The organism is Vibrio sp. FF145 (assembly GCF_041439075.1).
Classification (GTDB): domain Bacteria; phylum Pseudomonadota; class Gammaproteobacteria; order Enterobacterales; family Vibrionaceae; genus Vibrio; species Vibrio tasmaniensis_A.
Genome location: NZ_JBGONH010000015.1, coordinates 18,050 through 39,380 on the forward strand (window position 1 = coordinate 18,050; position 21,331 = coordinate 39,380).

Genomic DNA, 21,331 nt, shown 5'->3' on the forward strand with positions numbered 1-21,331 from the left:
CTCATGCGTTACCCCCCAAACGTTTTGCTGACTTTTTGTTGAGCCATTCAGAAAGCATCAGTGAACTCAGTGCGATCACAATAGAAATGACACACAAACGAGCCGCTTCCATTTCAGCTCCAGGGGTTTCAATAAAGGTATACATGGCTAAAGGAATAGTTTGAGTTTCTCCAGGGATATTGGAAACGAAGCTGATGGTCGCACCAAATTCACCCAGACTTCTTGCGAATGAAAGCATGGTGCCAGTAATGATCCCTGGGATCATCAGCGGTAATGTAATAGTGAAGAACACACGAAGCGGTGAAGCGCCCAATGTAGCTGCGGCCTCTTCAAGTTTACTGTCTACGGTTTCTAAGCTCAGTCGTATAGAACGTACCATCAGAGGCAACGCTACGACCACACACGCTAGAGCAGCGCCCTTCCAACTAAAGCTGAATACAATACCAAACACGTCATTAAGCCAAGAGCCAATAACGCCTTGTCTGCCCATCATCACTAGCAACAAATAACCAATAACCACGGGTGGAAGCACCAAAGGCAAATGGACAATACTTTCTACAATGCTTTTGCCCACAAATTGTTTCTTAGCAAGCAACCATGCCAAGCCGATGCCGATTGGAATAAGCCACAAGATGGCAAAACCAGCGACTTTCAAGCTCAGCATTAAGGCTTGGTATTCGTATTCCGATAGATACATCATTTAACGCACTTCAAATCCAAAACTGTTCAAGGTGTCCTTCGCTTTTTCGCTCTTTAGGAAAGTATAGAACTGTTCTGCGACGACTTTATCGCTCAATTTCGCTACAGGGTAACGTATTGGCGTATGTAAATCTGATGGGAACGTCGACACTAGGTTCACTTCTTTAGATAGCAATGCATCTGTTTTGTAAACAATGCCAAGCTTAGCTTCACTACGCTCTACCAAAGCCAATGCCATACGTACATTGTTACTTGGTGCCAATCGAGTCTTCACATCGTCCCATACACCTAACGTTTCTAGCGCTTCTTTCGCATAGATACCCGCAGGAACCGACATGGTGTTGCCAACTGCAAGTCTTTCATTCATTAGAAGTTTAGCCCATTGGTCACCGCTTGAGAGGTCCAAAGATATTGGCGTCTCTTTCGGGGAAATTAACACGAGTTCGTTTTCGCACAAGTTTGTGACATTGTCACTAGCAACCAATTGGCGATCGACTAAATGCGTCATCCATTTTTCGTTTGCCGAGATAAAAATGTCTGCTGGCGCACCTCGTTCAATTTGGCGCACCAAAGACGACGTGCTCGCATACACTTGAATAACATCGACAGAATGATCTTTCTCAAACTCTTCAACCAACAAGTTAACCGCGTTCGTCATCGACGATGCAGCATAAACTCGTAGTTTTTCAGCAGCCAAAAGATGAGTAGAACTCAGTGCTGAAACTAAGACGATAATTAAAAGGATGACTCGTTTTTTCATTATTCTCATTTAATCTATTGTTCGTTTAAATTCTTGAGCTAACTTCTAAGTTACGGCCTAAGCTGTTAATTCAGGCCAAAGCAGGTCAAGGTTCAAGTGATCTTCGATGGCATCAGCGATTCGATTGATACCCAACTCTTTAAGCTGTTCATGGTCAATCGCTGTCACATCATTAGCACCTGCCCATTCGCAAATAAGCGACAATGCACCACTGTTATCGAATACGCCATGCAGGTAAGTACCAAAAATTGAGTTATCTTGATTCACAGCACCATCAACACTGCCAGATTCTAACTGAACCGGTAATACCGTTTCATTGACATCAGTCCTACCTACGTGGATTTCATACCCTTTTACTTGTGCAGTTTTGCCATCAAGTGTCATGGTTCCACACACATTGGTTAAAGTTTTCTGCTGTGTTAGTGTCGTTTCAGTATCAAGATACCCCAACCCTTCACTGCTTCCAGATTTCCCTTCAACGCCATCTGGGTCGTGGATGATATTCCCTAGCATCTGATAACCGCCACAAATACCCATCACTTTCCCGCCCAATCGAAGATGACGCTGAATATCTTTATCCCAACCTTGCTGTTTTAGGTATTCCAAATCGGCTCTTACCGATTTTGTTCCCGGCAATACAATCAAATCAGCGTTGTTCAGGCGCTCGCCTTTGCCTACGTAACGTAAATCAATCGACGGGTTAAGTCGCAGAGCGTCAAAGTCTGTATGGTTACTGATTCGAGTTAGTACTGGCACTACAACCTTAAGTTTAGCTTCTCCATCAGACTCTTGGGCTGAGGTTATCGCATCCTCCGCCTCTAAGTTAAAACCATGCAGATAAGGCAAAACCCCTATCACAGGCTTACCTGTTTTCTCTTCTAGCCAATCTAAACCAGATTGAAGTAACGCAATATCGCCTCTAAAACGGTTTATCACAAAGCCTTTTACGCGCGCTTGTTCAGATTCAGATAATAGAGCTAATGTGCCGTAGAGGTGTGCAAAAACGCCGCCACGATCAATATCAGCAACGATGATCACTGGGATGTCTGCCTTTTCAGCAAAGCCCATGTTCGCGATATCGTTTTCTCGAAGATTTATCTCTGCGGGACTGCCCGCACCTTCAATCATCACGCTTTGGTATTCTTCAGAAAGTCGATCAAACGAATCGATAACCGAATTCATCGCAACTTTCTTGTAGTCGTGATATCCGGTCGCTTCCATATTCGTCAGTGCTCTTCCTTGTAGAATCACTTGCGCACCCGTATCTGAATTGGGTTTTAGCAATACAGGATTCATATGGACGGTAGGCTCAATATTACAAGCTTGTGCCTGAACCGCTTGAGCACGACCAATTTCGCCACCATCTTTTGTCACTGCGCTATTTAGCGCCATATTTTGAGGCTTAAAAGGTGCCACTTTGATGCCTTTCCTTGCCAAAACACGGCATAAACCTGCCACCAAAACACTTTTTCCGGCATCTGACGTTGTCCCTTGAACCATAAGGGCGTTTAACGGTGATCGCATCTGTACTTAAATCCTTTATTTCTTAATTTTCAATTTATAGCTGTGGGCAATATTTCTCTGCCTCCATCTTAACGTCATTGTCGTGTAGATGCTCAATAAAATGAATGGAAAATGAATGTGTTACTCACTCTGGATTCAACCCCAGTGTTGTTTAATAGCTCCATCGAAACGAAGCTTACAAACAAAATAAGCGCACTCACGAAAAGAAACGTTTCAAATTAAGAAAAACGTTTCTAATAAAAACAACATTAAGGGATTCACCATGAAAAAAACTGTATTAGCTATCGCATCTACTATTATCCTCGCTCCTACTTTCGCAATGGCTAGTGACCATCACAGCGACAGTAACAGTAATCACAACAATAGCGACAGTAACCACAAGCATCAGAGCGCTATTGCGTACACGGGACCGATTGAAACCGTTTCAGTTGCGACTCTACTAGCAGACACCAGCATGTTCGCAGAGCAAGAAGCAATCGTAGATGGCAAGATTGTTCGTCAACTAAAGAACGATACGTTCGTATTCTCTGATGGTCAGAGTGAAATTCAGATCGAACTGGATGACGATATCCTTCTAGCGCAACCGCTCACCGCAGATACAAAAGTTCGTATATTTGGCGAATACGAAGGTGGTAAAACGCCAGAGATCGAAGTAGATCATATTCAAGTTTTGTAAGATACGAACTCCGTACCGTCGACTTCAAAGACATGATTTATAACAAATGGCCTGCATATTGCAGGCTTTTTTGCATTATAATGCCGAAAAATATAATTAATATGGAGTCACCATGCTAGGTAGCGCAAACAAGACGGTCCTTTTGGGGTTGGTTACACTGTGTTCATTCTCTGCGTATGCAAACAACTTTAACTACAATACATTTGAGCTACGCACAGGTATTAGCCCTAGTACATTTGGTGGCGAAGTCACAACAATGTTCACTCAAAACTCACACTTTGTTGCTCGAATCGATTCTGAATTTGAAGGGGATTGGGATGCGGCTGTAGGTATGGGGTTCAACGGCCCAATTAATCAGTTGGCTGATATTACTGGACAGATGTTACTGCACAACATCGAACGTAATGATGGTAACCACATTAAAACTGAAATCAATATTGGTTTAAGAGCTTGGTTGCTGGCAAACATTGAAGTTAACGCCCGCCTTGGTCAACTCGTAGACAGCGACGACACGAGTTCAATTGTCGGTGTAGGGGCTCGCTTCCACTCAACAGAACAGCTTTCAGTAGGTATTGACCTTCGAAATAACGGTACTTACGGCCACCAATTCTTAATGTCAGCTCGATTTGGCTTTTAAGTCTATTCAACACTTATGATCCATCAGTGAGCAAATGTTAAATTCGATTGTTTAAACGGTAACTTAAAGGCTAATAGTCTCGTGACCTATTGGCCTTAATGTCTGATTTTGCAACTAAAAACTAAACATTTAGCTTAAAATCCTCGAAAATCACCCTTTCTCGTCACTTCCGTTTATAACTCATTTTTATACTATTCATTTATTGATAAAAATCAGTAATAAAATATCTTTACGGTAATACGGCGTACTGCTACTCTCTTCCAAATTTCTAATAGAGTGAAGTACCGTAAATGGGTGTTAGCAATATTTCAATCAAGAACAAATTAACATTGATGTTTGTTGTCATTATTTTCGCAATGACTATGATTCAGACTTATGTAACAGGTAAGCAACTTCTTAACGAAACCTATCGTTCCATTCAGCAATATTCAAATACACTAACTGATACAACGGTATCGGGTATAGAAAAATGGATTGAAGGCCGAATTAACGTTGTAAATGCAGCGAAAAATTCATTTACTTTTACCGATGACCCAACCAGCTATTTAACTCAAAGTACAAGTGCCGGTAAGTTTCAAATTGCCTACGCAGGGCTTTCTGACGGTCGCTTTCTTCTAGGTGGTGATTTGCCAGTACCGCAAGACTACGACCCACGTACTCGAGATTGGTACAAAGCGCCTATGGCGGCAGGTCAAACAGTCGTCACTGAACCCTATGTTGATGTAGCTACGAATGACCTAGTGGTAACAATTGCAAGCCCATTCAATACCAACGGTTTCTCTGGTGTTATTGGTGCAGACCTGAACTTAAACACCCTCATTAATGATATTGTAAGTATCGAGCAACCTGGTGTTTACGCTTTTCTTGTCGATGGTAAAGGTAACATTGTTGCCCATAGAGACCGTGGCCTAACGCTAAAGCCTGTTTCTAATATTTCAAACAACCTTTCTGCTCAGAAAATCAAATCACTTGCGCAAAATCCAGAATTTGAAGAGTTAACCATTAAAGGTACCGACTCCCTTCTTTCTGCTCAGAAAGTTCCTCATACAGACTGGTACTTCACTGTTGTTATAGATAAAGATCACTCTTTTGCTTCTTACTATTCATTAGTTCGTCAGTCGGTAATATTTGGTCTAATACAACTTGCTGTAATCGCATTTGTTGCGATGTTTATCATCAAGAAAGCACTGTCGCCATTAACGACACTAAGCTCGGCAATGGAAGCATTGTCCAAAGGTGACGGCGACTTAACACAGCGTATGACTGTTCATAGTAAAGACGAGATTGGCACTCTAGCGCATCACGTCAACGCATTCATAGCAAAACTTCAAGAGATAGTGCGTGATATTGCGGGCTCTTCAAACCAGCTTAATCAGCAATCTGAAATTAGTACCAATGTCGCTCGTCAAACAAGTGAAGGTCTATCAGTCCAACTTCACGAAATTTCTCAGATTGCTACAGCCGTACATGAAATGTCGGCAACAGCAGAAGAAGTAGCAAACAACGCGCAAATGACGGCTGATTCAGCGATCAGTTCAACAGAGAATTGTGAACAAGGTAAGCAAGTCATCATTCGTAACCAAGATTCGATCACTAGCCTTGCTCAACAAGTTGAGAACGCTTCAGGAATCATTCAAGAAGTTGAGAAAAATGCGTTAGACATCAACACTATTCTATCAACCATTTCTGATATTGCAGAACAAACTAACCTATTGGCCTTAAACGCAGCGATTGAAGCAGCACGTGCGGGTGAACAAGGTCGCGGTTTTGCGGTTGTGGCAGATGAAGTTCGTGTTCTTTCTCAACGTACTCACAGTTCTACAGACGAGATACGCGAAATGATCGAGACTCTTCAGAAAAACAGCGTCAGTGCGGTTGAATCAATGCAACGTAGCCAAGATTTGGCGCAATCAAGTGTCGATGATGCAAACAATGCGACTATTGCACTGGAAGAGATCGCGACATCGATTCAACAGATCTCGGAGATGGCTTCACATATCTCGAATGCTGCTTCTGAGCAAAGATCGGTTACCGGTGAAGTCAGTAAGAATATTCAGTTGGTTAATGATGTATCAGAAAACATGTCTACTGAGGCTGATAACTCTCGTCACTTGTCTGAAGAGTTGCGCGGTATTGCTCAACAGTTGAATACTCAAGTTCAATTGTTTAAATACTAGACGTACGGATAATTCGTTCTCGTTCTTGGGCGCGGTTAAACAATTTTTTTAACCGCGTTTAAAATTAGAACCAACATCAGAACGACAAAAAGCCCCCGACCACTATTCAGTTTCGGGGGCTTTTTTATTCTTATTACTTTCTTATTATAGTCAGCAAATAAACAGTTAGCTGTTAGCCGTTTACCTAATTACTAATGCAACTATAGGTCAACCAATACGGTTATAGACCAACTAAGACTGTTATAAGCTAACCATCAGCATCTTTTTCTGATGATCCAAGTACTCTTCATAAGTACCTTGGAAGCTCACTAATTGTTGGTCTTTTACATCAATGATGTGTGTTGCTAGCGAAGAAACGAACTCACGGTCATGGCTTACAAAGATAAGCGTCCCCGTGTAAACCTTCAATGCGTCGTTCAGGGCTTGGATTGCTTCCATGTCCATGTGGTTCGTTGGTTCGTCCATCACAAGCACGTTGATGTCTTGCATCATTAGCTTGCCGAATAACAGACGGTTCTTCTCTCCACCAGAACAGTTACGCGCTTTCTTGTTCGCATCATCAGCAGTAAACAATAGACGACCTAGAATACCACGTACCATAAGGTCATCGTGCTTCACTGTACGCCATTGTGAGATCCAATCGAAGATACTCAGATCGTTATCAAAGTCAGACGTGCTATCTTGTGGGCAGTAGCCTACTGATGCGTTTTCAGACCATTTAACGATACCTTCGTTTTGCTCTAGCTCTTGAACTAGGCATTTCAATAGTGTTGTTTTACCCACACCGTTCTCTCCGATAACGGCAAGACGTGTACCCGCTTCAAGCAGCAAGTTACCACCAGAAAACAGTGTTTCGCCATCGAAGCCGTGACCAAGCTCTTTAAGTTCAAGCGCTTGACGGTGTAGTTTCTTGCCTTCACCAAAATCAATGGATGGGCTCATACGGCTAGATGATTTCACTTCATCAAGCGTGATCTTGTCCATCTTCTTAGCGCGAGAACTTGCTTGTTTCGCTTTAGAAGCGTTCGCACCAAAACGGTTTACGAAATCTTGAAGTTCGCTGATCTCAGCCGCTTTCTTAGCATTGCTCGCTAAAAGTTGGTCACGAATCAAACCCGACGCTTCTAAGAAGTACTCGTAGTTACCCGGGTAAACACGTAGCTCGCCGTAGTCGATATCCGCCATATGTGTACATACAGAGTTAAGGAAGTGTCTATCGTGCGAAATGATGATCATTGTACATTTACGCTGGTTTAGCTCTTCAGCAAGCCAGTTAATCGTGTGAATGTCCAAGTTGTTGGTTGGTTCATCAAGAAGCAGGATATCTGGGTTTGCAAACAGTGCCTGTGCCAATAGCACACGTAGTTTCCAACCCGGAGCAACTTGTTGCATCAGGCCGAAGTGAAACTCTTCTTCAATACCCGCTTGGATTAGGATATCACCAGCGCGGCTTTCTGCTGTGTAACCATCCATTTCCGCGAATTCACTTTCAAGCTCAGCGACTTTCATACCATCGTCTTCGCTCATTTCTGGCAAAGAGTAAATACGGTCACGTTCTTGTTTTACTTCCCACAGTTTTTTGTCACCCATGATTACTACATCGATAACGCTGTACTGTTCAAAAGCGAACTGATCTTGGCTTAGCACACCCAGTTTTTCTCCAGGAGTGATCGAAACGTTGCCCGAACTTGGCGTCAATGCGCCACTTAGGATTTTCATGAACGTTGATTTTCCGCAACCATTGGCGCCGATCAAACCATAACGGTTTCCGTTACCAAATTTAGCAGAGATGTTTTCAAAGAGCGGCTCTGCGCCAAATTGCATTGTGATGTTCGCGGTAGATATCAAAGAACTAATTCCTAAGCGTGTACTGACAGATAATTATTTGGCTATTTCAATCAGCCAAAATAAGAAGTACGAAAGTATGGATTAAACATAAAACGAAGCGCGGATTATATAGAGATCAGGATCACATTGTCGAGGTTAAACAGTGAACGAATGAAGAACAACGCACAATAAAGTGTATTTCGTCGGTTATTACATCATAAAAAGAAAAAATCCCCACTAATTCCATTAGTAGGGATTTCATTTCTCATCAATAAAAGCATCAGACTCTAATTCGAATGAATACCGATTGACGCTATTTAGTTACTTTTTTCTGAACGTATTTTTGACCAACATCGACAACGGCAACATCTCTAAAGAAGCTTCTCCCCAACAGAATTGGGAAAGAAAGGTGCGTTCGATCTGCTAGCGTAAACTCAGTCTTATCTTTTAGATCGCCGATTTGAATTGAAGCGACAACAACAGCACGTCGTTGTGTACCTTCCGCGCTCGACTGCTTGATCTTAACCCAACGCTCTACCGGCAAGCTGATCTCTTCAGTTGTGATGCCGTCATGTTCAATTTTGAACTTAACCCAATCTTTACCGTCACGTTCGAAATCAACAATATCAACGGCACTGATTGATGATGTTGTTGCACCTGTATCAACTCGTGCTTTAAACGCTTCTTTAAGACCAGGAACAAACACCCACTCCTCTTCGCCAAGAATCAGTTTGCCATCGCTTGTCTTGGTTGGTTTTGCAGTCGGTTTTTGTTCAGGCTTTGGTTTCGCTTCTGGTTCCGTTGGTTTTACTTCTTCAGGCTTCTCTGTAGGTTCCGTTACTTTCTCGCCTTCCGTTGTGTCAGTCTTAGAAGAGTCATCCACAACAGGTTGTTCTACTTGAGGCTTTTGCTCTGGCTCGACAGGAACTTGAGTCGTCGTCGAACAAGCAAACAGGCCACCACTTAGCATTAAGACTACAATCGCTTTCCAATTATACATTCAGTCACCTTCTATTTTGAAACGTTGGCTATCGCTTTAGCCACATAAGGAATATGGGATTCAGAAAGGCCCGCGATATTGATGCGTCCATCACCAACACCATAGACTCCATATTCTTCACGTAGTTGATTCATTTGAGTTTCTTTAAAGCCTAGTACACTAAACATGCCTTTATGGCTTTCGATGAAGTCAAATTGTGACGTGTTGTAAGTATTTCGCAATTCATCACATAAACTTTTGCGCAGATTTAACAAACGTTGCTGCATTTCACTCAACTCTTGTTTCCAAATCGTCGTTAGCTCTTGATTCTGAAGAATTGTTTTAACCAACGCGGCACCATGATCTGGCGGCATTGTGTAAGTTGAACGAGCCAGTGTCAGTAGCTTACCTTTAGCATTGCCTACGTGTTCGCTGTTCTTACCGATAACAATCGCGGCACCCGTTCTTTCACGGTACAAACCGAAGTTTTTCGAACATGACGTCGTAATCAACATCTCTTCTACGTTGTTCGCCATATGTTGAAGACCTTTTGCGTCTTCTTCTAGGCCATCACCAAAGCCTTGGTAGGCAATATCAACAAACGGTAAGAAACCATTCTTTTGCGATAACTTAGTAATTTCCTGCCACGCTTCAAAATCAATGTCAGCACCCGTTGGGTTATGACAGCAACCGTGAAGAAGTACCACGTCTGATGGACCTGCTTTTGAAAGGTCATCCAACATTCTTGCAGTATCAACTTGCTTCGTTTCAGGACTGAAGTAATTGTAGTATCTAACTTTTAAGCCCGCCGCTTCCATCACCGGTCTATGGTTAACGTAGCTTGGGTTTGAAATCCAAACCGTTGTGTCTGGTTGAGAGACTTTCATCAAGTCACCCAACATGCGAAGTGCACCACTTGCACCTGGTGTTTGAATCGCAGCAACGCGACCTATTGCAGAAGTCCCTTTAAGCAACAGATCAACCATGCTCTGATTAAACTCTTCACAGCCTGCTAGGCCAACATAAGCTTTGGTTTTCTGTGTTTCAACAACGATATCTTGAGCCTTAGAGACGGCTTTCATGATCGGTGTTTCACCTTGGTCGTTTTTGTAAACGCCAATGCCTAAGTCGACTTTATCAGTACGAGTATCGCCGCGGTAAGCGACAGAGAGAGATAGAATTGGATCTAAAGTTGGTTTTGGTAGATGTGAAAACATGAAAGTCACAACCCTTTGAAATTCAAGTATGAGTTTCACGTTAACATTATCGTAGACAAATCAGAAACATTTTTTAATAGAAGCGCTTAGTTACCATAAGTAATCAGAAGTAATTAGAGATTGGTCATTTCAAACGGATAAACAGTGCAAATTTCAAACACCTAATAACCTATTGCACAATTCAAAGCGCTGTATGTCCAGGTATCTTATGCTTCTATGTGTCTTATGTTTCTATGCTCCCTATTAAGATCGCTATTGTGCACTTTGTTTGAATTGTCTTGGTGTCATTCCTGACCACGCTTTAAACCGAGTGCTAAAGTTAGCGGCATTTGGATATCCTACTATCTCACCAATGTGTTGAATCGACCAATCACTCGATCTAAGTAGCCGCGCAGCGTATTCCATTCTCATACGCATAATATGAGTCATTGGGCTGTGTGAGTAATAGCGCTGACACAAACGATGGAAGTGTGGCTCTGAGCACGGGAATAAGCTCGCGAGTTCATGAACATTCCACTCTTTGTGCAACTGTTTTTGTACGTTGTCGAATACGCGCCTTAAGCGAATCAAATTTCGTGATTGCTGCTGCGGAACCGGCGCATTAATCATGAACTCTATTTGGGCTACGCTGTGAATCGCAATCGCTCCACCCAAATCTATGGGTAAGGCAATGCTTCTCAACAACGTATGAATGCAGGACGACACCACCTCAGCTGCTGGCGAAAGCGTGTAGTTAACTTCATCACTCACGACACCCTCCCATTTTTTATCTGGCGAGAGAAAGATCCATGCAATTTGCCATGTTTCTTCTTCAATCCCGAATCCATTCTCAATGCCCGCAGGCACGGTAATACACGACCCTGGCTCTAGAATGTAGCGACACGCCCCACTTTCTAACCAACCCTTTCCTCTCACGGTATACAGCAACATGTGTTTTTGTTGGTTTTTCCGATACACCGAAAAGAAGTCTCGGCACGACGCCGTACCACACTGAACGATACCGAGCTCTTCGAATGCCAATACATGGCTTTGGTCGACAAACTCTTGATGCGTGTTTTCAGAGATCTCATACCGTTCTTGTTTATCACTCATATCACTGCTAACTCATTCAATTGGCCAACTTATCAAAGTGGATAGTTTGGCAAAAGTTTGTGATGAGTATGAAGAATACAGCGAAAACAAATGCCGATAAACTTCTCGCATAATCACTACCGGGGAAATGCGATGCTCTCGACATATCGTCATTTAGACAAAGAATTTTGGCAAAAATTATTGCACATCGGTTTACCAGTCTCGTTGCAAACCATGTTGTTTTCACTGCTTGGCGTGGTCGATATTTTTATGGTCAATCAGCTTGGTGATTCTGCAACCGCCGCGGTTGGCGTTGGCAACCGTATCTTCTTCTTCAACTTGATCATGGTATCGGGGATTAGTGGAGCTGTGAGCGTGCTAGCTTCGCAATATTTTGGTGCCGGTGATTTCAACGGAATTCGACGTACACTAGCGCAATCATGGGCACTTTCGATCTTTGCCATCATGCCCTTTGTGTTCATCTATACATTGGCTCCTGAATCAGTCGTGTCTGTGGTGGCCTCAGACCCTGATTACGTCCGCTTGGCAACGGATTACCTTTGGATAACAGGAGCCAGCCTTATTGGTACCGCTGTAGTTGTGCCGCTAGAGAGTGCACTTCGTTCTGTGGGCGAAGCCAAGCTGCCCACCAAAATCAGTATCTGGGCAATCATCGTCAATGCAATTCTAAACGCCCTATTGATCTTCGGCTTGTTTGGGTTTCCAGAACTGGGTGTGGTTGGTGCGGCTATTGGCACCACGGTATCTCGATTCTGTCAAACCATTGCATTGCTTGTTATGGCAAGAAAACATTATCCGCACCTATTCCCGACGTTAAGCAATTGGCGAGATGCGTTATTACCGAAGCATAGAAAGAAGTACTTCACGATAGCCATACCTATGTTGGTTCACGACACTGCGTGGGCGGGCGGGATTCTTATTTACAACGTTATCGTTGGCCAAATGGGGGTTGGAGAACTTGCGATCATTTCCTTGTTATCGCCTGTCGAAAGCATTTTGATCTCTGCTTTTTTGGGGTTTGCGGTTGCGGCTTCCATCATTCTAGGTAACGAGATCGGTGCGAAGAACTATCAACGTGTCGAGAATACAGCTTGGGGCTATGTGTTAGTGAGTTGTGGGCTTGCTGCTTTACTGGCGTTAATGTGCTTTGTCGCCAAACCCGCGATCGTATACATGATCGGTCTTACTCACTTAGAGCTCAAAGGTACGGCCGTTAACGTTACCTTAGTAATGGCACTCGGTATGGTACTAAGAGTCTTCAATATGGTTGGTATAGGCGGAGTGCTGAAAAGTGGTGGAGACATCAACTACAGCATCTTCATCGACCTGTTTGGCCAATGGGCAATCGGTATTCCCCTTGCCTACTTTACTGCGTTGGTGTTGGGTTGGCCGCTAGAATGGGTTTTGATGATTGTGCTGCTGGAAGAGTTAGCGAAGATAGCTTTAACTAGCCAGCGGATTCACTCTAAGAAATGGATCAACAACTTAATAGAAGAGCCAGATCAGGTCGTTGCTTGAATGGTAGTTTAAGCGAATAAACGAAAAGAACTCACACCCAAGGGCCGATTGGTTGCATTGCGCTAACCATGACGCCCTTTTTCGTGTTACGAATGTGCTAAGCCACGACAACTGTTATATGTCAGTAAATCGATGAATGATTTGGTTTGAGCTACCACGCCAATCCAACATCGGATCCGCTTTGTCTTGCTCGAAACGACCATCAATCAAAGTATCGACGTATTCCAGTACTTGCTTCTGCTTTTCATCCAGTTCGTCGAGCTCGTAACCCGTCCACATCCAGATGTCTTTACCTTCACATTCTGCTTTTACACGCTGAACCAACTTAAGCACTTCAGACACGTTAGCAGGATGTAGAGGATCACCACCAGAAAGCGACAAACCACGGCGCTTGATTCGCGGATCGTTCAGATCAGCGATAATGTGGTCTTGCAGTTCTTGAGTGAACAAGTGCCCTGAGTCCAACCTTTGCGTCGATTGGTTATAACACCCGCGACACTGGTGCACACAGCCCGACACAAACAAAGTGCAGCGTGTTCCTGGGCCGTTTACAACGTCGATTGGGTGATATTGATGGTAGTTCATAAGGCAGTATTGAAAACTCGTTATTGCTTAATAGTTTGAAGCGAAATGCTGTAAGAGCTGCAATAAAAGAATTGGTATCGACATAGCGCCGATACCAATCTTGTTTCTTGAAACGTAGCTCTTCTTAGTAAGCTAGCTAATGATCTTAGAGCTTACTAAAGGTGCTTCACGCGGCGTTTGACTTCTTCTTGCTTACCGAAGTTAAATGGTCGTGCATCTGGGCTACCAAGGTAACCACAAACGCGGCGCGTTACAGACACTTTGGTTGAGTCATGGTTACCACACTTAGGACACGTAAAGCCTTTACTTGTACAGTCGAACTCACCGTTGTAGCCACATTCGTAGCACTCATCAATTGGCGTGTTGGTGCCGTAGTAAGGAACACGTGTGTAACTGTAGTCCCATACGTTTTCTAGTGCTTCGATGTTCTTCTGCATGTTCGGGAATTCGCCGTAACAGATGAAACCACCGCTAGAGATTTCTGGATAAGGCATCTCGAAATCGATCTTGTCGTATGGGTTCACTTTCTTCTGTACGTCTAAGTGGAAGCTGTTTGTGTAGTAGCCACGGTCAGTTACACCATCAATTACACCAAACTCTTTGGTATCGATGCTGCAGAAACGGCTGCATAGGTTTTCACTTGGTGTACCGTATAAGCTGAACGCGTAACCTGTCTCTTTTGTCCAAGATTCCACTTCACGCTTCATGTACTCCACCAGCTCAAGCGCTTTAGCACGCATTTCGCCGTCGTCATACAGGTGAACGTCTGTGCCGTAAAGTGCTGTCATTGCTTCATGGATGCCAATGTAACCAAGAGAAACAGACGCACGGCCATTCTTGAAGATATCGGCAATAGAATCGTCTGCTTTCAAACGAACGCCACAGGCACCTTCCATGTATAGGATTGGAGCAACACGCGCTTTCACGTTTTCTAAACGCGAAATACGAGTTTCTAGAGCGCGACGAGCTAGCTTCAATTTTTCATCAAGCAGTTCGTAGAACTTAGCCATATCTTGTTTTGCGTTAATAGCAATACGTGGCAAGTTCAAGCTAACAACACCTAAGTTGTTACGGCCTTCATGAATCAACTCACCGTTTTCTTCGTAAGTATTCAAGAAGCTACGGCAGCCCATAGGCGTTTTAAATGACCCTGTCACTTCTACCACTTTGTCGTAGTTAAGAATGTCTGGGTACATACGCTTAGATGCACACTCAAGCGCCAATTGCTTGATGTCATAGTTTGGATCTTGTTTCTGGTGGTTCAAACCATCTTTGATTGCAAATACCAGTTTAGGGAAAACGGCTGTTTTGCGGTTCTTACCCAAACCGGCAATGCGGTTCTTCAAGATAGATTGCTGGATAAGTTTTGAACCCCAGCTTTCGCCTAGACCAAAACCAAACGTAACGAATGGTGTTTGACCGTTAGCTGTATGTAGCGTGTTTACTTCGTACTCCAAAGACTGGAATGCGTCGTAACACTCTTTCTCTGTACGAGAGATAGCAAAAGCTTCTGGGCTGTGAATGTCCCACTCTTTCGCTAGTGATAAGTGCTTCTCGTAACTCGCCATTACGTAAGGTTCTAGAACCTCGTCGATACGGTTAATCGTTGTACCGCCGTATATGTGGCTTGCCACTTGCGCGATGATCTGTGCGGTTACCGCTGTCGCCGTAGAGATCGATTTAGGTGTGTCGATTTCCGCGTTACCCATCTTAAAGCCATGCGTTAACATGCCTTTCAGATCGATAAGCATACAGTTAAACATTGGGAAGAACGGTGCGTAGTCTAAATCGTGATAGTGAATGTCACCACATTCGTGAGCTTGTACGATATCACGCGGCAAAATGTGAGTTTTTGCATAATGCTTAGCCACGATCCCCGCCAGCAAATCACGCTGAGTTGGGATAACTTTGCCGTCTTTGTTGGCATTCTCATTGATCAGATCAACATTGCTTTCTTCGATCAGACCTTCGATCTCGCGAGTTAAAGCGCTTTGCTTTTCACGTGCGATGTCACGGTCATGACGATATTCAATGTAGGCACGAGCAAGAGACTTGTATGGTCCCTGCATTAGCTCGTTCTCGACCATGGTTTGAATTTCAGAGATATGAACTTCATCGTAGTCTTCGAGCTTCAACTCAACTGCTAATGCCACATTCAGAGCATAAATAGCAATTTCCTTATCGGTTTTTTCTGATGCTGCTTCCACTGCAGCTTGGATGCGATCTCTACTGAATGGAGCTCTTGAGCCATCACGCTTGATTACGATTGATTTCACCACTTCTCCTTACTCTTGAGGTATTCACAGACTTATCCACAAACACACTATAGAGCGATTTATCGTTTAACTAACACTAGATATTGTGGCGTATTTAACGAGAACCACCAACATTGAGTATTGATTTGGATCAATAAAACAGGCACGCCGAACAAGATAAATCCAATATTATTACGTGAGATCTCAAGTCGAAAAGAAACAATGTAACAATAAAAAAACTGCTAAAAAGAGTTGAATTTTTGGTAAGTGTTGTAGGATAACGGCTCAACTATATTGCACACCAAAATTAGGGATATTTGGGATGAAACGACTTCAAAATTGGATAATGTTAGGTTGCTTACTCAGTAGCCAGACATTTGCTGAACCTTTGACCATATCCAGTTGGAATATCGAATGGTTATCAACCAACGAGGCTGTGAATAAGTTTTCTGCCCAACGTGATCAAGCGGATTTCGACAAACTTGAAGAATACTTTCAATCCTTAGATGCGGATGTGGTCGCCTTTCAAGAAGTCGACGACGTCAATGCCATTCAGCGCATCGCTGGCGATCAATACAAGATATTGATGTCTGACCGAGCATTACCAGAAAACAGCAACCATCAATTCAAAGAAGTAAACCAATACACAGGCTTCGCGGTTCGTAAAGGAATCATACTCACCGACTACGCTGACTTTCCTCTCGAATCGAGCGCTAACAGCAAGCTTAGATTTGCCAGTTATATGGTTGTGGAAACGGATACAAAACCAATTCACATGTTGTCTGTGCATTTAAAGGCGGGTTGCAGCGGCGCGTATAAATCTAACCGTGACTGTTCAAGGCTCAAAGACCAAGCGCAACAACTTAATAAGTGGATACAGCAAAGAGAACGCCAAGGTCAGGATTACGCAATATTAGGCGATTTCAACCATAACCTTTCTTACTCAAGAGATTGGATGTGGAAAGACTTAACTCAAAATGCCGATGCTCAGTTGGCGACAAGAAAAACTCGAGCAGATTGTAAGGTACGCTCAAACCGCAATAACCATCGCACACACCAGTTCCGTTCTGTGATTGATCATATTGTAGTGAGCAAATCCTTAGATGCCTCTCCTGCTAAACAGAAGGTCTTTGAAACGCAAGATGTGCTTGATTACAAACTTAGCGACCATTGCCCAGTTTCAACGACTATTAAATAGTAGATTTTAGATAACGGCAGATCATAGCTGACGGTAGATATAGAAAGAGGCTGACTGGCTTTTTTGCTAAAAGCGAGTCAACCTCTATGCTTGGTCAGTTCAGAACGAATAACGTCAAAGCCAATGTAATCAGCGATAAGCTTGCTACTAACAGGTTTTGTTCGTACGACCCGCCAACCACATTCCCACCAGCATGCTTAAGACGAACAGCCATACCGTTGGGTTACCCCCACTAAGGCTGGTTACTGCAGGGCCCGGGCAAAAGCCTGCAATCCCCCAGCCTAAACCAAAGGCAGTTGAACCTAAGATCAACTTTCTATCTATTAGTGGATTATTACTGCTATCTAAAGGTTCGCCATTGACGGCTTGAGCGCGCTTTTTAATGACCAAGTGATAAAACGGAGCGAAGACCAATAACGCGCCACCCATGACGAATGCCAAGCTAATGTCCCAGTCGCCAGCAATATCTAAAAACCCAAGTACTTTGTTCGGGTCAACCATGCCTGAAATGATCATACCTGAGCCAAAAAGAATACCTGCGACCAAACCGATAACGATGGTAAGTGAAGAGTTTTTCATTACGCCCCCAAACCGATCAAGTTCTTAGCCAACACAGTTACGATTGCCACACCCATGAATAGACAAGTAGCGATGATTGAGCGCTTGGACAAACGAGCCATCCCCACAATGCCATGGCCGCTAGTACAGCCATTCGCCATCTTGGTACCGAAGCCCACCAATAATCCGGCTATGATAACCACTGCGAAGTTGATCTCTTCTAATTGCGGAAGTTGGTAGCCTGTTGGAATCAATAACCAGCCGCTCACGACCATTCCGACAACAAAAGCAAGTCGCCAATGTTTTTCGGTTTTCTCAATGCTGGAGTCCGAGTTCGATTCGGATCCTGATTCTAATCTTTTGTTCTTTCTCGACGGTAACAAGTGGCCAACAATGCCACTAATACCTGCTACTCGCCCTATTCCTAACATAAGAATAATTGCCGACGCGCCTAACAACATGCCACCGAACAATGCATTCCAAGGTATTAAACTCATCACTGACCTCTCTCATAACGTCGATTAACTCATCACCCTTAATTTAAATTAGAGTTTACTAATAAATATAAATTAGTCAATGCTAATGTACACTAGAATGTTCGGTTTGTAAGTCTGGAATTAATAAGCGTCCTGCATGAAAAAAGCCCCTAGGCGTTAACCTAAGGGCTTATTATTTGATTCGGTTTATTGTGTCAGTTACTTAGTCTTGTTCTTTTCAGCTATCCACTGCGACATATACTTGGTGCTCGCCATGCTGTGGTGCTTAAGCATCGAACCAAAGAAGTTATCCAGTCGATGAGATTCAAGATCGGACTCTAACGCCGTTAATCGCTCAATCAATGTGTCGCCGAGTTGATTCTGCTCGTAGTGCGCTTCAAGGATTGAATGACATTGGCTTTGTGCTTTAAGCCACTTCTCTTCATCTTTGTATAAACCGACAGCTTGTTCAACAAACTCGTCGATGTCATCAGCCACTGCGCCCGGCCATTGCAATTCTCCTTGTGGTAACATGCCTTCGCTGCCGATTTCACTCGTCACGTTCGGAGTTTGTAACTTCATCGCATCAAGCAACTTGCCTTTAATGCCCGCGCCAAATCGGAGTGGTGCAACACACACACGAGCTTGCTCCATCACTTCTTGAGCGTCTTTCGCCCAACCTTTGATATGGAAACCGGTTTTAGGGTTGTGCAAAGCCGTTGCTTTCGGCGGCGGGTAAGATCCGTAAATATGAAGTTCAGTTTCAGGTAACTGTTTACGAATTTTCGGCCAAATCTTCTGTAACTGAAGCACAGCATCCCAGTTCGGTGCGTGTCTAAAGTTACCTATCGTCATGAAATGCTTACGTTCTTCAAAGCTTTTCGTGCTTTCAGGAAGTGTATTAATATCAACCATGAACGGCAAGTGATGAAGCAGTTTTGGATCGATATTGAACTCAGATTTAAGCAGATCCATCTCGTAACTTGAAATGATCAACGAAAGATCACAGCGTAAGATTGCGGCAATTTCACGTTTAGCCAAGTCACTGTACAAATGCGCTTTGGTCAGTTCAGTCTCTTTCTTAACCGCTTCATGGCGCGCGTTACGTAGGAACTGTAAGTCTTCGGTATCCAGTAACTTAAAGGCATTCGGACATACTTTCTCGACACGCCAACCAAACTGCTCTTCCATCATGAAACGGTCAAACATCACGACATCGGGTTGCAGCTCTTCAATGTACTGGTCAAAGCTATCGCAATTTAACTGTATAGATTGGCTCGTGATGCCCTCTTCAGAGAGATCGATCATGTGCTCGGTTTCTTGAGCTGGCGTTGCAAATTCAACGGACCAACCTTGTCTCTTGAACAGGCGTAAAAGAGACATCATATGGCTGCCAGCCGCCGATGAATTCGGTTCTGGCCAAACGTAGCCAATTGCTAAAACTTTCTTCAAAACACTTCCTAAGAAATAACAAAAGGGACTGTAGAAGTCCCTAATTAAACGTAAATCGATTTATACCGCTGATTATAATTGGTTCTAAGAACTCAGCGATCAGATTCGTTCACCCACATTGCGAGCTATCATAAGCACTTCATCCGCAGAGTACAGGTTTGAAATCGTGGTTTCGACTTCTGCACCCAAAGCCGATTGATAAAGCTTTTGTACAAAGTTGTCTGCTCTGGTGGTCACTAGCACGTGTTTGAGCATCGAGCCTTGATCCGCCAAATGCTGTTTTACCTGCGGCAGGGAATCTAGAATCAGCGTTTTACCCAATCCTTGCCCCTGCGCGCTTGGTAACACGGCAAGTTGCTCTAGTTCTAAAACAGCTTCAGGTCTAAACCCGCTTTTCTGAACCCAGATGATGTAACCCACGATCTCACCTTCGTTCTCTGCAACGAAGTTAAGAAAGCGTGGTGCTGCATTTAAGTTACATTGTAACCAAATTTTTTTGAGTTTTGCTGTCGAACAAAAGTAGCTTGGTGAACTAAAGCCGCCCCATCGAAGTCGGCTTCTGTCATTAAACGAACTTGCACAATGCTGCTACTCGTTTTCAGAATTAGGACGCGTTTTACAGTGTAAAATGGCTCTTTCTAGAAGCTCCAAAGCAGATTTATCCGCTTCTGGAAGCTTCGCATCCGATTGACCTAACGGTTCAACACGACTGCCCCACTTAATATGGCCAGCACCCCAAGTTAAACCTGCACCAAATGCCGCCACAAGAATGTTTGAGTTAGGTTTAACAAAACCTTGCTCTAATGATTCACACAGTGCAATTGGCACAGTCGCTGCGGATGTGTTGCCGTAGTTTTGGATGTTAACAAACGCTTTCTCGCGCTCAATACCCGCCATATCACACAAAGTCTGGATGATTCGGATGTTGGCTTGGTGCGGAATCACAACATCGATATTGTCGGTTGAGATGCCAGTACGGCTTAATACTGTGTGTGCCGCAGCGCCCATGCCTTTCACTGCACGCTTGAAGATTTCTTTACCTACGAAATCAAAGTCCCAGTAGCCATTATCTGCAGCAAAGCGATCCATAGAAGTACCGAATTTTGGTACCGCTAAAATGTCACGGCCTTCGGCGTCACAACCGATTTGCGCTTCTTGTAAGCCAACCTGCTCTTCAGTGCGAGATAGAACCACAGCACCTGCGCCGTCGCCAAATAGAACCGCAGTATCACGCTTGGTCCAGTCGATGAAGAATGAAAGACGTTCTGCACCCACAACAATGGCATTGCGGTAGTTGCCCGCTTGAATCAGTCGAGTTGCGGTTTCAACGCCATAGATGAAGCCAGTACACGCTGCGTTAAGGTCGAAAGCCGCTGCGCTCTTGATGCCTAGGTTCTGTTGAACTTTAGACGCAGTATTTGGAATAAGGGAGTCTGGGCTGCACGTCGCGATGATCACGAGGTCGATATCTTCGGCAGTAAGACCAGCACACGCCATGGCGTGTTGAGCAGCAACAGTCGCTAACTCAGAGGTATTTACATGACTGATACGACGGTTTTCGATACCAGTTCGAGTTCGAATCCACTCGTCAGACGTATCAATGAAAGTGCTTAGATCATCATTGGACAACACGGCTGGTGGCAGACACTTTCCCCAGCCCGTAATCTCGGCGTAAAATTTTGTCATCATTTACCTATTTAT

General features: G+C 43.8%; 18 protein-coding genes and 1 pseudogene. 5 read left to right on the forward strand and 14 right to left on the reverse strand.

The features are described 5' to 3' along the window. Window position 1: 1 nt before the first annotated feature. Genes modB through ACED42_RS07790 form a run of 3 tightly spaced genes read right to left on the reverse strand, consistent with a single transcriptional unit; the run spans window position 2 to window position 2,983 of the window. Entirely contained in the window at window positions 2-700 is a 699-nt protein-coding gene (gene modB, locus ACED42_RS07780; RefSeq protein WP_017102126.1) for a molybdate ABC transporter permease subunit, read from the reverse strand. Then, window positions 701-1,459 (reverse strand): molybdate ABC transporter substrate-binding protein, encoded by a 759-nt coding sequence (gene modA / locus ACED42_RS07785; RefSeq protein ID WP_371702057.1) that lies wholly within the window; start codon window positions 1,457-1,459, stop codon window positions 701-703. A 57-nt stretch (window positions 1,460-1,516) separates the two neighbouring features. Then, window positions 1,517-2,983 (reverse strand): cobyric acid synthase, encoded by a 1,467-nt coding sequence (locus tag ACED42_RS07790; protein WP_371702059.1) that lies wholly within the window; start codon window positions 2,981-2,983, stop codon window positions 1,517-1,519. Window positions 2,984-3,245: 262 nt separating this feature from the next. Here ACED42_RS07790 and ACED42_RS07795 point away from each other — a divergent pair, with 262 nt between their 5' ends. From ACED42_RS07795 to ACED42_RS07805, 3 genes are all read left to right on the forward strand, one after another. Continuing rightward, complete coding sequence (locus ACED42_RS07795; RefSeq protein WP_012600619.1) at window positions 3,246-3,659, forward strand: YgiW/YdeI family stress tolerance OB fold protein; 414 nt, start codon at window positions 3,246-3,248, stop codon at window positions 3,657-3,659. 112 nt (window positions 3,660-3,771) lie between these two features. Beyond that, a complete protein-coding gene (locus ACED42_RS07800) occupies window positions 3,772-4,296 on the forward strand; it encodes a hypothetical protein (protein WP_009845348.1) in 525 nt (174 codons plus the stop codon). Window positions 4,297-4,586: 290 nt separating this feature from the next. Next, entirely contained in the window at window positions 4,587-6,473 is a 1,887-nt protein-coding gene (locus ACED42_RS07805) for a methyl-accepting chemotaxis protein (protein ID WP_017101870.1), read from the forward strand. Between the two features lie 240 nt (window positions 6,474-6,713). Here the strand turns inward: ACED42_RS07805 and ACED42_RS07810 are convergent, their stop codons facing one another. The 4 genes from ACED42_RS07810 to ACED42_RS07825 form a co-directional block, all read right to left on the reverse strand. Then, window positions 6,714-8,321: an ABC-F family ATPase gene (locus tag ACED42_RS07810; RefSeq protein WP_371702061.1), complete on the reverse strand. Its 1,608-nt coding sequence runs from the start codon at window positions 8,319-8,321 to the stop codon at window positions 6,714-6,716. Window positions 8,322-8,613: 292 nt separating this feature from the next. Next, complete coding sequence (locus ACED42_RS07815; RefSeq protein WP_012600617.1) at window positions 8,614-9,300, reverse strand: RimK/LysX family protein; 687 nt, start codon at window positions 9,298-9,300, stop codon at window positions 8,614-8,616. An 11-nt stretch (window positions 9,301-9,311) separates the two neighbouring features. Beyond that, window positions 9,312-10,496 (reverse strand): amino acid aminotransferase, encoded by a 1,185-nt coding sequence (locus ACED42_RS07820; protein WP_371702063.1) that lies wholly within the window; start codon window positions 10,494-10,496, stop codon window positions 9,312-9,314. A gap of 252 nt (window positions 10,497-10,748) precedes the next feature. Then, a complete protein-coding gene (locus ACED42_RS07825) occupies window positions 10,749-11,588 on the reverse strand; it encodes an AraC family transcriptional regulator (RefSeq protein ID WP_371702065.1) in 840 nt (279 codons plus the stop codon). Window positions 11,589-11,678: 90 nt separating this feature from the next. Here ACED42_RS07825 and ACED42_RS07830 point away from each other — a divergent pair, with 90 nt between their 5' ends. Next, window positions 11,679-13,106, forward strand: coding sequence for an MATE family efflux transporter (locus ACED42_RS07830; protein WP_371702067.1), 1,428 nt, complete (start codon window positions 11,679-11,681; stop codon window positions 13,104-13,106). A gap of 114 nt (window positions 13,107-13,220) precedes the next feature. On the opposite strand, the gene nrdG is transcribed toward ACED42_RS07830, so the two are convergent. Together nrdG and nrdD are read right to left on the reverse strand one after the other, a co-directional pair. Then, window positions 13,221-13,691, reverse strand: a complete 471-nt coding sequence (gene nrdG / locus ACED42_RS07835; RefSeq protein ID WP_012600613.1) for an anaerobic ribonucleoside-triphosphate reductase-activating protein — start codon at window positions 13,689-13,691, stop codon at window positions 13,221-13,223. 155 nt (window positions 13,692-13,846) lie between these two features. After that, window positions 13,847-15,967 carry an anaerobic ribonucleoside-triphosphate reductase gene (gene nrdD, locus ACED42_RS07840; RefSeq protein ID WP_371702069.1) on the reverse strand — a complete coding sequence of 707 codons (2,121 nt, stop codon included), beginning with the start codon at window positions 15,965-15,967 and terminating at the stop codon, window positions 13,847-13,849. 301 nt (window positions 15,968-16,268) lie between these two features. On the opposite strand from nrdD, the gene ACED42_RS07845 reads away from it, so the two are divergent. Beyond that, the gene (locus ACED42_RS07845) at window positions 16,269-17,144 is read left to right on the forward strand and encodes an endonuclease/exonuclease/phosphatase family protein (RefSeq protein ID WP_135443550.1); all 876 of its coding nucleotides are present in this window, start codon (window positions 16,269-16,271) and stop codon (window positions 17,142-17,144) included. A gap of 147 nt (window positions 17,145-17,291) precedes the next feature. On the opposite strand, the gene ACED42_RS07850 is transcribed toward ACED42_RS07845, so the two are convergent. The 5 genes and pseudogenes from ACED42_RS07850 to ACED42_RS07870 all read right to left on the reverse strand — a co-directional run bounded on the left by ACED42_RS07850 (window position 17,292) and on the right by ACED42_RS07870 (window position 21,316). Further along, window positions 17,292-17,723 carry a YeeE/YedE family protein gene (locus ACED42_RS07850; RefSeq protein ID WP_009845336.1) on the reverse strand — a complete coding sequence of 144 codons (432 nt, stop codon included), beginning with the start codon at window positions 17,721-17,723 and terminating at the stop codon, window positions 17,292-17,294. Further along, window positions 17,723-18,199 carry a YeeE/YedE family protein gene (locus ACED42_RS07855; protein ID WP_371702072.1) on the reverse strand — a complete coding sequence of 159 codons (477 nt, stop codon included), beginning with the start codon at window positions 18,197-18,199 and terminating at the stop codon, window positions 17,723-17,725. The genes ACED42_RS07850 and ACED42_RS07855 overlap by 1 nt, the downstream gene beginning before the upstream one ends. 198 nt (window positions 18,200-18,397) lie before the next feature. Then, window positions 18,398-19,630: a glycosyltransferase gene (locus ACED42_RS07860; RefSeq protein WP_371702074.1), complete on the reverse strand. Its 1,233-nt coding sequence runs from the start codon at window positions 19,628-19,630 to the stop codon at window positions 18,398-18,400. Between the two features lie 99 nt (window positions 19,631-19,729). Further along, window positions 19,730-20,196, reverse strand: a pseudogene (locus ACED42_RS07865) (GNAT family N-acetyltransferase). Between the two features lie 22 nt (window positions 20,197-20,218). Then, window positions 20,219-21,316, reverse strand: coding sequence for a ketoacyl-ACP synthase III (locus tag ACED42_RS07870; protein WP_017097618.1), 1,098 nt, complete (start codon window positions 21,314-21,316; stop codon window positions 20,219-20,221). Window positions 21,317-21,331: the final 15 nt, after the last annotated feature.

What these genes read in the sequence shown, in the direction of transcription:
- ACED42_RS07820 (WP_371702063.1), bottom strand. Translation starts at nt 10,496, where the DNA reads ATGTTTTCACATCTACCAAAACCAACTTTAGATCCAATTCTATCTCTC.
- modB (WP_017102126.1), bottom strand. Translation starts at nt 700, where the DNA reads ATGATGTATCTATCGGAATACGAATACCAAGCCTTAATGCTGAGCTTG.
- ACED42_RS07805 (WP_017101870.1), top strand. Translation starts at nt 4,587, where the DNA reads ATGGGTGTTAGCAATATTTCAATCAAGAACAAATTAACATTGATGTTT.
- ACED42_RS07855 (WP_371702072.1), bottom strand. Translation starts at nt 18,199, where the DNA reads ATGAGTTTAATACCTTGGAATGCATTGTTCGGTGGCATGTTGTTAGGC.
- ACED42_RS07800 (WP_009845348.1), top strand. Translation starts at nt 3,772, where the DNA reads ATGCTAGGTAGCGCAAACAAGACGGTCCTTTTGGGGTTGGTTACACTG.
- ACED42_RS07795 (WP_012600619.1), top strand. Translation starts at nt 3,246, where the DNA reads ATGAAAAAAACTGTATTAGCTATCGCATCTACTATTATCCTCGCTCCT.
- ACED42_RS07790 (WP_371702059.1), bottom strand. Translation starts at nt 2,983, where the DNA reads ATGCGATCACCGTTAAACGCCCTTATGGTTCAAGGGACAACGTCAGAT.
- ACED42_RS07830 (WP_371702067.1), top strand. Translation starts at nt 11,679, where the DNA reads ATGCCGATAAACTTCTCGCATAATCACTACCGGGGAAATGCGATGCTC.
- nrdG (WP_012600613.1), bottom strand. Translation starts at nt 13,691, where the DNA reads ATGAACTACCATCAATATCACCCAATCGACGTTGTAAACGGCCCAGGA.
- ACED42_RS07870 (WP_017097618.1), bottom strand. Translation starts at nt 21,316, where the DNA reads ATGACAAAATTTTACGCCGAGATTACGGGCTGGGGAAAGTGTCTGCCA.
- modA (WP_371702057.1), bottom strand. Translation starts at nt 1,459, where the DNA reads ATGAAAAAACGAGTCATCCTTTTAATTATCGTCTTAGTTTCAGCACTG.
- ACED42_RS07845 (WP_135443550.1), top strand. Translation starts at nt 16,269, where the DNA reads ATGAAACGACTTCAAAATTGGATAATGTTAGGTTGCTTACTCAGTAGC.
- ACED42_RS07815 (WP_012600617.1), bottom strand. Translation starts at nt 9,300, where the DNA reads ATGTATAATTGGAAAGCGATTGTAGTCTTAATGCTAAGTGGTGGCCTG.
- ACED42_RS07850 (WP_009845336.1), bottom strand. Translation starts at nt 17,723, where the DNA reads ATGAAAAACTCTTCACTTACCATCGTTATCGGTTTGGTCGCAGGTATT.
- ACED42_RS07825 (WP_371702065.1), bottom strand. Translation starts at nt 11,588, where the DNA reads ATGAGTGATAAACAAGAACGGTATGAGATCTCTGAAAACACGCATCAA.